General features: G+C 37.5%; 13 protein-coding genes. 11 read left to right on the plus strand and 2 right to left on the minus strand.

The window, feature by feature from the left end:
- Window positions 1–264 precede the first annotated feature (264 nt).
- From HMPREF2731_RS03920 to HMPREF2731_RS03940, 5 genes are all read left to right on the plus strand, one after another.
- Entirely contained in the window at window positions 265–540 is a 276-nt protein-coding gene (locus tag HMPREF2731_RS03920) for a hypothetical protein (RefSeq protein WP_002290188.1), read from the plus strand.
- Window positions 541–552: 12 nt separating this feature from the next.
- Window positions 553–2,631 (plus strand): cation:proton antiporter, encoded by a 2,079-nt coding sequence (locus HMPREF2731_RS03925; RefSeq protein ID WP_002309582.1) that lies wholly within the window; start codon window positions 553–555, stop codon window positions 2,629–2,631.
- 158 nt (window positions 2,632–2,789) lie between these two features.
- A complete protein-coding gene (locus tag HMPREF2731_RS03930) occupies window positions 2,790–4,673 on the plus strand; it encodes an ABC-F family ATP-binding cassette domain-containing protein (protein WP_002313877.1) in 1,884 nt (627 codons plus the stop codon).
- Between the two features lie 11 nt (window positions 4,674–4,684).
- Window positions 4,685–5,632, plus strand: a complete 948-nt coding sequence (locus tag HMPREF2731_RS03935; RefSeq protein ID WP_002309579.1) for a thymidylate synthase — start codon at window positions 4,685–4,687, stop codon at window positions 5,630–5,632.
- A 19-nt stretch (window positions 5,633–5,651) separates the two neighbouring features.
- Window positions 5,652–6,170 carry a dihydrofolate reductase gene (locus HMPREF2731_RS03940; RefSeq protein WP_002313876.1) on the plus strand — a complete coding sequence of 173 codons (519 nt, stop codon included), beginning with the start codon at window positions 5,652–5,654 and terminating at the stop codon, window positions 6,168–6,170.
- 63 nt (window positions 6,171–6,233) lie between these two features.
- Here the strand turns inward: HMPREF2731_RS03940 and HMPREF2731_RS03945 are convergent, their stop codons facing one another.
- A complete protein-coding gene (locus tag HMPREF2731_RS03945) occupies window positions 6,234–6,887 on the minus strand; it encodes a PAQR family membrane homeostasis protein TrhA (RefSeq protein ID WP_002309577.1) in 654 nt (217 codons plus the stop codon).
- A gap of 129 nt (window positions 6,888–7,016) precedes the next feature.
- On the opposite strand from HMPREF2731_RS03945, the gene HMPREF2731_RS03950 reads away from it, so the two are divergent.
- From HMPREF2731_RS03950 to lepB, 6 genes are all read left to right on the plus strand, one after another.
- Entirely contained in the window at window positions 7,017–7,859 is an 843-nt protein-coding gene (locus HMPREF2731_RS03950; RefSeq protein ID WP_002309576.1) for a DegV family protein, read from the plus strand.
- A 156-nt stretch (window positions 7,860–8,015) separates the two neighbouring features.
- Complete coding sequence (locus HMPREF2731_RS03955) at window positions 8,016–8,909, plus strand: SGNH/GDSL hydrolase family protein (RefSeq protein ID WP_070872360.1); 894 nt, start codon at window positions 8,016–8,018, stop codon at window positions 8,907–8,909.
- Between the two features lie 5 nt (window positions 8,910–8,914).
- Complete coding sequence (locus HMPREF2731_RS03960; RefSeq protein WP_070872362.1) at window positions 8,915–9,628, plus strand: YpmS family protein; 714 nt, start codon at window positions 8,915–8,917, stop codon at window positions 9,626–9,628.
- Window positions 9,629–9,647: 19 nt separating this feature from the next.
- A complete protein-coding gene (gene msrA, locus HMPREF2731_RS03965) occupies window positions 9,648–10,166 on the plus strand; it encodes a peptide-methionine (S)-S-oxide reductase MsrA (RefSeq protein ID WP_002309572.1) in 519 nt (172 codons plus the stop codon).
- The gene (locus tag HMPREF2731_RS03970; protein WP_002309571.1) at window positions 10,163–10,390 is read left to right on the plus strand and encodes a YozE family protein; all 228 of its coding nucleotides are present in this window, start codon (window positions 10,163–10,165) and stop codon (window positions 10,388–10,390) included. The genes msrA and HMPREF2731_RS03970 overlap by 4 nt, the downstream gene beginning before the upstream one ends.
- Window positions 10,391–10,539: 149 nt before the next feature.
- Complete coding sequence (gene lepB / locus HMPREF2731_RS03975; RefSeq protein ID WP_070872363.1) at window positions 10,540–11,088, plus strand: signal peptidase I; 549 nt, start codon at window positions 10,540–10,542, stop codon at window positions 11,086–11,088.
- A gap of 90 nt (window positions 11,089–11,178) precedes the next feature.
- Here lepB and HMPREF2731_RS03980 read toward each other — a convergent pair whose 3' ends face one another.
- Complete coding sequence (locus HMPREF2731_RS03980) at window positions 11,179–11,721, minus strand: folate family ECF transporter S component (RefSeq protein ID WP_002313872.1); 543 nt, start codon at window positions 11,719–11,721, stop codon at window positions 11,179–11,181.
- Window positions 11,722–11,874: the final 153 nt, after the last annotated feature.

Here is an 11,874-nt window from a genome sequence, read left to right on the forward strand (position 1 = left end):
ATGATGTTCCCCTCTAATCTTAGTATGTTTTTGTTGTGACAAAGGAACAAGGAGGATATGATAAAAAAACAAATATTATTTTTGTTAGAAACTTTTATCTTTCTTAAGTTTTACTTGATATCTGAGACTATTTGGAATAGAATGAGGCGTTGAAAAATTTATGGAAATTTCTAACTAGCAATAAACGATGAAACAATGAAATATTTTTCATTCAAAGAGAACTTTGCTATAATGATGGAAGTTTGTGTATAGGAGATCTAGAAAATGAGAGAAAGTTTTGAACAACAAAAAAAACTGTTGCATGATCGCTATGGCGCCCTTTCGATGGATGACCGCCGTCAAATACTTTGTAAGTTGCGTAAAAGAAATATATTGATGTATCGTCAGTTGGAACGTCTGAAACATGATCTGCTTCGTTTGGAGTCAAAACGTGTACAGTGTGAATTAGAGGGAAATCAAACACAAGTTGAAGTAGTTGAAACCAAAATTTTAAAGAAAAAAGAACAATTTTTAAAAATGCTTACACAAAATAAAAAGTAAAGGGGATGGACGATGGAATTTGCTGAGTTAGTTATTGTATTTGCAGTAACGATCACCTTATCGAACATAGCTAGCCGCATTTTGCCAATGATCCCAGCTCCACTGATCCAAATTTTCCTTGGAGTGGTATTAGGTCTGACAGAGTGGGGACAATCAGTTGATTTTGAACCTGAATTGTTCTTGGTTATGATCATTGCACCATTGTTATTTAGAGAAGGAGAAAAAGCAGATATTTCTTCGATTCTCAAAAATTTCGGGACTATTCTGTTCTTGGCATTTGGCGGAGTCATTTTGACCCTTGTCGGCGTAGGTGCGACGTTGTCATTCCTGTTACCAAGTGTCCCTCTTGCTGCCTGCTTTGCTTTTGGAGCAGCGTTAGGTCCGACAGATGCGGTAGCAGTCAGTTCGCTTTCTGGACGGGTGAATATTCCTAAGAAAGCAATGCATATTTTAGAAGGAGAAGGCCTGTTGAATGACGCATCTGGCGTTACTGCCTTCCAGTTTGCTCTTGGTGCGCTAATCACCGGTTCTTTTTCCGCAGTAAACGCTGGGGTGAGTTTAGTGGTCTCCAGTATTGGTGGAGCTTTGATCGGTTTTTTGCTTGTCTGGTTCAAACAAAAAATAATCCATTTGATTGAAAAAGCATCGGCACAAGATGTCACAGGGTATCTGCTAATCGAACTTTTGCTTCCTTTTCTAGCCTATGTCTTGGCAGAGGCATTTGATGTATCTGGGATCATTGCTGCGGTGGCAGCAGGTATTCTCCAAGCTTCTGGTTTTAGGAGAATCACCGTGTTTGATGCAGAGTTGTCGAGTTTGTCCCACAGTACATGGACAACTATTGCTTTTACACTGAATGCATTAGTGTTTATATTCTTAGGAATCGAATTGACACAAGTATTCTCGCCGGTATGGGGAGACGGTTTATATCCAAATGGTCTTTTGTTAGCAATTATCGTATTGATCTCTATTATGCTTTTTGTGATTAGATTCATTTCCATCAGTCTTTTTTATGTATTCAAAGATGGCAGTAAAAAGTTCAAAAAACAGTTGAACGAGATCTTGATTTTGACATTTGGCGGTGTAAAGGGAACAGTCAGTTTGGCTACGATCTTTATTTTGCCCTTTTCAATCAATAATATGATGTTTTACCAGCGATCTTTACTTTTGTTTTTGACGGCCGGTGTCATCTTAGTGACTTTGGTCATAGGGATCATTGTCTTGCCTATGCTGACGGAAACAGAGGAAGCGAAAAGCACGGATTTGAATGCTTTGATGATCTTAGAAGAGGTCGTTGAAGTTTTGCGAAAAGAAATAAAGGAAATTGATCGTGATACAAAAGAATTTTTAGCCACTGAAGCAGTGATAGAAAATTACCAGGAACGGATACGTGATCTGTACTTGGAAGATTTAACCGATGATGAAAAGCAAGAAGTACAAGAAATACAAGCACTGATTTTGTCGATCGAACGCGACGGATTAGATGAAAGTTATCGTTCGGGTAAACTTTCTTCTAATGGTTATCGCTTTTATTCCCGTTTTCTTTCCCGGTTCGAACATTCGATCACCAGTCAATTTTTATCTTTTATCGGCTTTTGGTTCATTGTTGTCCGTAGGTTGATGCGAATCGTTCTCCACCCAAAAATGTTTTGGCAAAGAAGGTATGCGGATCGTCAGACATTTATTAGTGATGAAGATATCCAAGAAATCAGGGAGACATATCAAAAAAATACACAATTGATTATTGAAAGTTTAGATAACTTGACTGATATTTATGATGAAACAATGCTTCAATTTTTTATCCAGCAACGCAAACTTGAGGGAATAAAAATGAGCTCGGGGAATTTGATTTCTTCGTGGATGATCCAGCAAGATAACCTGTTTACGAAAAAAATGCTGAGAGGTTACTATCTTGAAAGAAAAATCATTGATGAATACGAAGTTGCTGAGAAAATCACGACGTTTTCTGCGAATAGCTACCGTAGGAATATCAATTTGTTAGAATCTTACACGATGAACAAACCGTCAGATAACTTTTCTTTCCGATTTGCGTTTCGAGCAAAGTCAAAAAAATCGAGCGCAACGAAATAAAAAAATAGATTTTCAAGAACGATAAAAACAAAACATGTCAGAACAGGATCAGATCGGTCCTGTTCTTTTTTTGGAACACAAAAAGAACAAATTCGAAAAAATTTTTCCTGAAGTTCACTATTTTTATGATACAATATCCAAGATAAGGAGGGAACACGTTGAAAGAATTAAAAGTAACTGACCTCAAAAAAACTTATGGTGAAAAAGATTTGTTTGACCAGATTTCTTTTTTGATCCACGAAAAAGACCGTATCGGGTTGATTGGGACGAACGGGACGGGTAAAACAAGTCTCTTAAATATTATTGCTGGTATCGATAGCGGCGATGGCGATCGGCAAACAGTGTTTTATCCAACTGATTACCGTATAGGTTATCTTTCTCAAGCAGCTGAATTTTCTGATGAACTAACTGTTCTCCAAGCAGTCTTTCAGGGAAACAGTCCCTTGATCCAAACTGTTCGAGCATATGAGGAAGCATTGATCGAACTAGGGGAAAATGGAGAAGACCCTAATGTGCAAAAACGTTATGCTAAAGCAGAAGAACAAATGAATAAAGAAGATGCTTGGACCACAGATACCAATGCGAAGATTATTTTGCAAAAATTAGGAATCAGTGAATTAGATAAAAAAATCAATACGCTATCGGGTGGACAGAAAAAACGAGTTAGTTTAGCTCAAGTGCTGATTGATGAACCCGATTTACTATTACTAGACGAGCCAACAAACCATTTGGATTATCAAGCAATCGAGTGGTTGGAAAACTATTTGAAACAATACCGTGGCGCTCTATTGATGGTTACTCACGATCGTTATTTTCTAGATCGAGTAGCAAACCGGATCTTCGAACTTTCATTTGGAAAATTATACGAGTACAAAGGAAATTATGAAGCTTACGTCTTAGAAAAAGCAGAACGTGATCGTGTAGAAGTAGAACAAGAAGAAAAGCGCAAGCGACTTTATAAGCAAGAACTAGCATGGATGAGGGCAGGAGTGCAAGCTCGTGGTACCAAGCAGCAAGCACGAATTAACCGTTTCGAAAATCTAAAGGAGAATTTATATCAAGTAAACCAAGAAGATGACTTAGAATTGAATCTAGCGACACAACGTTTAGGAAAAAAAGTATTGGAAATCAAAGATGGCAGTTACCGTATAAATGACCAAACACTGCTAGAACATTTAGATTTGCTGATCCAATCTCGGGAAAGGCTAGGAATTACTGGTAAAAATGGGGCAGGGAAATCGACATTGCTTAATATTCTAGCTGGCAGAATTCCTCTGGATAGCGGTACAATTTCTATCGGTGAAACGGTTCGGCTTGCGTATTATACACAAGAAAATGAAGAAATGGCGCCAGATAAACGGATGATTGCTTACTTGCAAGAAGCTGCTGAAGAAGCAAAAACGGTTGATGGCAGTCAAATCGGGGTAGCAGAATTACTTGAACGATTTTTATTTCCGAGATTTATGCATGGGACACTGATTGGCAAACTTTCAGGTGGAGAGAAACGGCGATTGTTTTTGTTGAAACTGCTGATCCAACAACCCAATGTGTTATTATTGGATGAACCGACCAATGATTTGGACATAGCAACATTGACGATTTTGGAAGACTATTTCAGAAGTTTCCCAGGTGCTGTGATCACTGTTTCCCATGACCGTTATTTCTTGGATAAGGTAGCAGATAAGCTATTGGTATTCCAAGGAAACGGAAAACAAGAACTTTATTATGGAAACATGTCCAGTTATTTGCTGAAGCAAAAAGAACTCCAGCAGCCTGCTGAAAAAGTGAAGCCAAAAACACAGAGCAAGGAACCTGCTGGAAAGAAAAAATTATCTTATATGGAGCAAAAAGAATGGGAAACGATTGAAGAGGATATTGCAGAACTTGAAGAAAAAATCTCATTACTCCAAGAAGAGATGAATCATCAAGGAGATGATTTCACTCGATTACAGGAATTGCAAAACGACGTATCTGAGACAGAAGCACAACTTGAAGAAAAAATGGCACGTTGGGAATATTTGAGTGAATGGGCAGAAGATTAGGAGGAAAAGGGATGGAACAAGCGTATCTTGACTTAGGAAGAAAATTGTTGGAAGAAGGACATCGTAAAGAAGACAGAACAGGCACGGGCACGTTAAGTTTATTCGGGTATCAAATGCGGTTTGATCTGCAAAAAGGTTTTCCTTTGTTAACAACGAAACGAGTACCTTTTGGCTTGATCAAAAGCGAACTGCTTTGGTTTTTAAAAGGAGATACGAACATCCGCTATCTATTACAAAATAAAAACCATATTTGGGATGAGTGGGCATTTGAACGCTATATCAAAAGTACAGATTATAACGGACCAGATATGACTGATTTTGGACATAGAAGTTTGACAGATCCTGAATTCAATGAAGAATATAAAAAGCAGAGCAAACTTTTTTGCGAAAAGATCCTAACAGATGATTCCTTTGCTGAGAAATACGGTAATCTTGGCCACATCTACGGTTATCAATGGCGGCACTGGGAGACAAAAGACGGCGGTTTTATTGATCAAATCAAAGAAGTGATCGAAGCAATCAAAAAAACACCTGATTCTAGAAGATTGATTGTCTCTGCATGGAATCCAGAAGATGTTCCTAGCATGGCTTTGCCTCCTTGCCATACGATGTTTCAATTTTATGTGCAAGAGGGACGGTTAAGCTGCCAATTGTATCAACGTAGTGGGGATGTCTTTCTAGGTGTTCCGTTCAATATTGCAAGTTATGCGTTGCTGACTCACTTGATTGCACATGAAACAGGTTTAGAGGTGGGAGAATTTGTTCATACATTAGGAGATGCTCATCTTTATATCAACCATATCGAACAAATGAAAGAACAATTAAGCCGAGAAGTACGCGCATTTCCAACTTTAGCTTTGAATCAGGAAAAGCAGTCAGTATTTGATTTTGAGATGGAAGATATCCAGTTAGAAGGATATGACCCACATCCAACGATCAAAGCGCCTATCGCTGTTTAAAATCAGAAAGGATGAGAAAATGTTAGCTGCAATTTGGGCACAGGACGAAAACGGATTGATTGGAAAAGAAGACCGTCTTCCTTGGCGTTTGCCAAATGATCTGAAATTCTTTAAACAAATGACAGAAGCAAATACATTAGTGATGGGACGTAAAACTTTCGAAGGGATGGGCAGCCGTCCGTTGCCGAATCGTCAAACGATTGTTTTGACTAGAGATTCTTCCTATACAGCAGAAGGCGTGCATGTTATGCATAGTGTAGAAGAAGTGCTTGCCTTGGAAAAAGAAACAGATGGTATTTTTTTCATCGCTGGAGGTTCAGCTGTTTATCAAGAATTTCTACCTTTTTGTACGATATTATACCGGACAGTCATCTATCATGTATTTGATGGAGATGCTTATTTTCCACCTGTTGACTGGTCTGATTGGTCATTGATCAATACGAGTCAAGGAGAAATAGATGAAAAAAATCGTTACCCGCATCAATTTGAAACCTATCAGCGTAATGAGAATCCTTTAAAAAATGGGACAGGCGAATAGACGATAAAAAAACTATTGATGGAACAGCTTTTATTTAGAGCTGACCCATCAATAGCTTTTTTATTAAGTAAAGAATAAAACAGAGAAGTACATAAAACCTGCACCTAACATAACAAACAAATGCCAAACCACATGCATATAGCGGATAGAATTCAAGCTATAAAAGAATGCGCCTATCGTGTAAGAAAGACCGCCTGCCACCATCAAAATAACACCAGTCATTCCAAGAGAATGATAAAGAGGAACAGCAGCCACGACACAGAGCCACCCCATAAAAATATAGATGATCGTAGATACTTTTGATACTCTCTCGCGTTTATGCAACGTCAACGCTTTATATATAATGCCAAGAATCGCAAACAACCAAATCAATACAAATAAAGTCCAACCTAGCCATCCTCGGATACTCAGCAAACAAAAAGGAGTATAACTTCCTGCAATCAAAAGAAAAATCGAACTATGATCGAATACTTGGAACACCTTTTTTGCTTTTGTAAAAATCAATGAATGAAACAACGTAGACGTTAAAAATAAAAGAATCATCATCGATCCATAGATAGCATAAGAGACAATATGGAGAGAGGAATGCAAGTGGGCACCCTTTATCAAAAGAATCACTAGTCCTGCGATACTCAATCCAGTCCCAATTCCATGGGTGACTGCATTAAACACTTCATTTAATATTTCATACGTTCGATTAAATTTCGTTTTTTCCATGAAAACGGCTCCTTTACTAGGTGTAATTAATGAAAAATCATTATTTGTCTGTTATACTAAAAATAGAAATTGTCTTACATGTAGTTTAACATGAATAAGACATCTTGTTAAAGAAAGAGAGAGAAAATAATGACAAACGTAAAAATCGTAACAGATTCTTCATGTACGATGGAAAAAAACATACGCGACGCTTTAGGCATTCGTGTCATGCCGCTATCCATCATGATTGACGGAACAGTATATCCGGATGATGACCAATTAGACGGTGAAAGATTTATGGAAATGATGGCGAAAGCAAAAAATCTGCCAAAAACCAGCCAACCACCGATTGGAGAATTCATCTCAATGTATGATGAGTTAGGAGAAGACGGCAGTGAAGTGATTTCGATCCATATGACAAAAGGCTTGAGTGGAACAGTAGAAGCAGCAAGACAAGCTAGTAATTTAACCAAAACGAAAGTAACGGTTATCGACAGTGATACCACTGACCAAGGATTATCGTTTCAGGTAATTCGAGCAGCTGAATTAGCAAAAGAAGGTAAATCAGTAGAGGAAATCCTTGAAGAAGTCAAAAAAGTACAAGATAATACAAAATTATACATCGGAATTTCCACACTAGACAACTTGGTAAAAGGTGGAAGAATCAGCCGAACGACTGGTTTACTGTCTAGTGTTTTGAACATACGCGTGGTGATGAATTTCGCCCACTCTGAATTGATCCCTGTAACGAAGGGGCGAGGAAAGAAAACGTTCGACAAATGGTTCAATAATTTGAAAAACGAACTGAAAGAATTGCCAAATGTGCGGCAAATCGGCATCTCTCATGCGGATGCAAAAGAACTGGCACAAGAATTCAAAGAAGGTCTGCAAGAATTGTTTCCGGATATGCATATCCCTGTACTGCATACGAATCCGGTTATCGCTACGCATACTGGTAAAGACGCGTTTGCAATCATGTATTACGTAGACTAGTCAAAAAGAGGATAAGCCCTCAGCCTGCAAGGCTTTTAGCTTATTCTCTTTTTCTTTGTAAAAATAGGGAAATAATTATTTTCTTTTTTCATAAAGACTACCTTTTTGATAAAATTTTTGATAACATTAGACCAATCGAATACAAGAGGTGAAAAGATGAAATTAACGAAACGGCATTTGATCCTCGTTTTGTTCCCATTATTAATTGCGATCATCATCTATGCAGGTCTAGCTGCTTCCATACCGAAAGCTGGCCCTCTAATGAAACCAGTAACTACTGTGAGAAAAGATCCAAATAAAAAAGAAAAACTTCACTACATAGCTATCGGAGATTCGCTGACTGAAGGAGTAGGGGATCAAACCAAACAAGGAGGCTTCGTTCCCCTTGTCGCAAATGATCTAAAAGACCGCTATAATTTGACTGCGGTTGAAACAGAAAACTATGGTGTAAATGGTGAACGAAGTGACCAGATCTTAAAGCGAGTAAAAACAAAAGAAGAAATTCGAAACAATATCAAAACAGCTGATTTTATCACGCTGACTGTTGGCGGAAATGATTTGATGAAAGTTATCCAAAATAATTTGTTCGGGTTAACGGTCAATTCCTTTAAAAAACCGATGAAAAACTATCAGGAAAATGTCACAGAACTATTGGAAGAATTTCGATCCCTCAATAAAACTGCGCCAATTTATATTTTAGGCATCTACAATCCATTTTATTTGAACTTTCCTGAAATCACTGACATGCAGACCATCGTTAATAATTGGAACAAAGGAACAGAAACGGTGACGAAAAAAATGCCGAACTGCTACTTTATTCCAATCAATGACTTGCTTTATCAAGGATTGAATCAAGAAGTAGGTGTCACAGAAGAAGGCACAGATCAAACAACTAGCACGACAGAAAATCTAAATGGCATCAAAAACAATGTGCTTTACGAAGAAGATCATTTCCATCCGAATAATTTAGGTTATCAATTGATGGCAAATGCAGTGAGAGATCAGCTGATTGAGACACAAAACCAATGGCTAGAGAAGGAGGACGAGTAAAAAACATGAAAACAAGGTCTGGAGCAACTTCAAACAAATCAAAGAAAACGAATTACTGGAAAGTCGCTTTTCTTATCCTTCTTGGGGTAGTACTCGGTTCGACAGTATTTTTAGGTAGCCGTATTTTTGCTCATCGGGAACCAGAACTCCCAGAAATACCTGCCCTCACGGAAAGGCAAGGCAATCCTGTCCTCACAATCAATTCAAATAAAGAAAAAGTCAATCAAATCATTAGCTTTTTCCTTAGTGAGTATCAAAAAGATAGTGATATCGAATATAAATTCTATTTGGAAAATGAAGCACTACTCAATGGTACTTTCGAAGTATTAGGTTTTCCTATCAATTTCTATTTATATTTTGATCCTTATGTGATGGAAAATGGAAATGTCCAACTAAAAGCTAGAAGTCTTTCTATTGGAACCTTGAGTTTGCCAATCAAAGATGTGATGAATATGATCAAGAGAAACTATAAATTGCCAGATTGGATCGAAGTTAATACAGATGATTTGACTATCATGCTTAGATTGGATCAATTCCGAATGCAAAACGGGATGTATATTAAAGCAGATAAAATCGACTTAGTAAATGATGACATTCGATTTAGTCTATATTTGCCAAAAGATACCTCTGATGCTTCAAGCAACTCAAATACAAACAAAACTAGCAACAGCAGTACTGAAAGCAAGACAAAAGAGAACAAAAAAACATCAAATGAGTAGTATTAGAGGAGGAATAATAATGGAACGAGCAATATTTGCAGGAGGCTGCTTCTGGTGTATGATCCAACCTTTCGATACGCTTCCGGGTATTCATACAGTGATGTCAGGATATACTGGAGGACACGTACCAGATCCAACTTATGAACAAGTAAAAAGCCAAACGACTGGACATACGGAAGCAGTGGAGATTATCTATGATCCAACATTGATTTCATATGAACAGTTAGTAGAACTTTACTGGCAGCAAACGGATCCGACTGATGCTTTCGGACAATTTGAGGATCGCGGCGACAATTATCGTCCGGTCATCTTTTATTTGACAGAAGAACAACGGATCATTGCTGAAAATAGTAAGAAACAATTAGCTGAAAGTGGACGTTTCGAACAGCCAATCGTTACGAAAATCGAACCAGCCCAACCATTTTATCTAGCAGAAGAAGACCATCAAGAGTATTATAAAAAGCATCCTGAAAATTTTAAAAGAAACCATGCACGCCGGGCTGCCTTTATTGAAGAAAATTGGAGGAACGAAGGGTGAATCGAAGCTTTTTTCACTATTTAATGACACTGCGAGGCGGTGGTGCACATGATACTTTATCTATTTTTGCTACAGAAGCCGGTAAAGATATCCAATTCCCTAAGCACAGCTCTAGCTACGAAGAAATTTCTAGTTATCTAGAATTGAATGTCGACTATTTGCCATCCATGGATATTTTTGACGAAGCTTGGGAAAAATATTTAGAGAACAATCATGACTTATAAAAATTGGTTTTCCATTTATGATCCAAGCGCTTTTTGTCCAACAGCTTGATAGAAAGAATTATTTTTATTTCAGCTATCTAGTCGCATTTTTTTGATATTTTTCTTATAATAAAGAAAGAAGGAAAAAACGAAGGATGGATTGATAGAGATTGACAAAAAAACAACGCTATATTGATCGCTTCTGGCTTATATTCAAATACTTACTTGTTTCTGGATTCATTGCGTTCATGTTGCGGGGATTTTTGTTCATCCCTGTACCAGTAGAAGGCAATTCAATGGAAAATGTGTTGAAACAAGGCGACATGGTTGTGATGGAAAAATTTTCGGAGATCAGACGATTTGATATTGTTGTTTTTCAATTAGCAGATGGGACGATTTATATCAAACGAGTGATTGGGCTTCCAGGAGAAAATGTTAGCTACCAAAATGATCAATTGAAGATCAATGGAAAAGTAGTGAAGGAGCCTTATCTAACTAAAAACATAAAGTCAGATCATGCAAATGCATCCTATACGACGGACTTCACACTACAAGAACTGACGGGACAATCGAAGCTTCCCGAAGATAGTTATTTTGTACTTGGAGATAATCGAAGAGTTTCAAAAGATAGCCGCTCATTTGGTACGATCAATAAAACGGATATTTTAGGTAAAGCAAGATTCGTTTATTATCCGCTTGATGAAATAAAATGGATTTAGTGAGAAACAATAAAGAGGTTGTGACCATTCTTTTGTCACAACCTCTTTATCGTTTGGTCCAAAATCAGCATATTACCTTAGTACATAAAATCAAACAGCTCGTTTAAACACTTTTCTAGCCTCTAAAGCTTTGATAAATGAATAAACAACCGTTATTTGAATAGGGATCTGAATCATATTCCTGATAACCCTACCTAGAAAAATCACTTTGAAATCTGCACCAAACAAAACAGACATCAGCCAAGAATTGATAAAAAGGCTAACTGGAATCATAATCAATAGTTGGGCAGCGATGACGGAAAGTAGGTTTATCTTTTTATGATATAAAAATAAGCCATTGATAAACCCACCAAGGAATGCTGTGATAAGAAAAGCAACTTGAAACGTACCTGAACCAAATATTGTGAAATTCAAAGTGTTCGACAACGTTTCAAGCAAACCAGCCCAGATCGGCCCATATAGATAACCCATAAGTGCCATACTTAAAAATCCGAATGTGACTTGAAAATAAGCAGGACCAATCGCTATCTTGTATAAGATGACATCAAGAGCTAATAAAAGGGCAGAAGTCGATAACAATCTTGCATTCATTTCGGGCAATCTAAAAACGTCTTTTGCAATCAAAGTGTTCAAAATGTTCTCTCCTTTGTCAGTTAATAAGAAAAGGATACCATAAAATCGCTAAGGTGTCATGACACCTTGGCGATTTACAAAAATAACCATCCAACGACTAATAAAATGAGAAGAAGACTGCTTTTATAAACCGCCGATTGTAAAATTAAGCTA

This window comes from Enterococcus sp. HMSC072F02, assembly GCF_001837725.1.
Lineage (GTDB): Bacteria > Bacillota > Bacilli > Lactobacillales > Enterococcaceae > Enterococcus_B > Enterococcus_B lactis.

Coding starts and splice junctions, on each gene's coding strand:
- HMPREF2731_RS03935 (WP_002309579.1), top strand. CDS start 4,685: ATGGAACAAGCGTATCTTGACTTAGGAAGAAAATTGTTGGAAGAAGGA.
- HMPREF2731_RS03960 (WP_070872362.1), top strand. CDS start 8,915: ATGAAAACAAGGTCTGGAGCAACTTCAAACAAATCAAAGAAAACGAAT.
- HMPREF2731_RS03940 (WP_002313876.1), top strand. CDS start 5,652: ATGTTAGCTGCAATTTGGGCACAGGACGAAAACGGATTGATTGGAAAA.
- HMPREF2731_RS03950 (WP_002309576.1), top strand. CDS start 7,017: ATGACAAACGTAAAAATCGTAACAGATTCTTCATGTACGATGGAAAAA.
- HMPREF2731_RS03955 (WP_070872360.1), top strand. CDS start 8,016: ATGAAATTAACGAAACGGCATTTGATCCTCGTTTTGTTCCCATTATTA.
- HMPREF2731_RS03925 (WP_002309582.1), top strand. CDS start 553: ATGGAATTTGCTGAGTTAGTTATTGTATTTGCAGTAACGATCACCTTA.
- HMPREF2731_RS03945 (WP_002309577.1), bottom strand. CDS start 6,887: ATGGAAAAAACGAAATTTAATCGAACGTATGAAATATTAAATGAAGTG.
- HMPREF2731_RS03920 (WP_002290188.1), top strand. CDS start 265: ATGAGAGAAAGTTTTGAACAACAAAAAAAACTGTTGCATGATCGCTAT.
- msrA (WP_002309572.1), top strand. CDS start 9,648: ATGGAACGAGCAATATTTGCAGGAGGCTGCTTCTGGTGTATGATCCAA.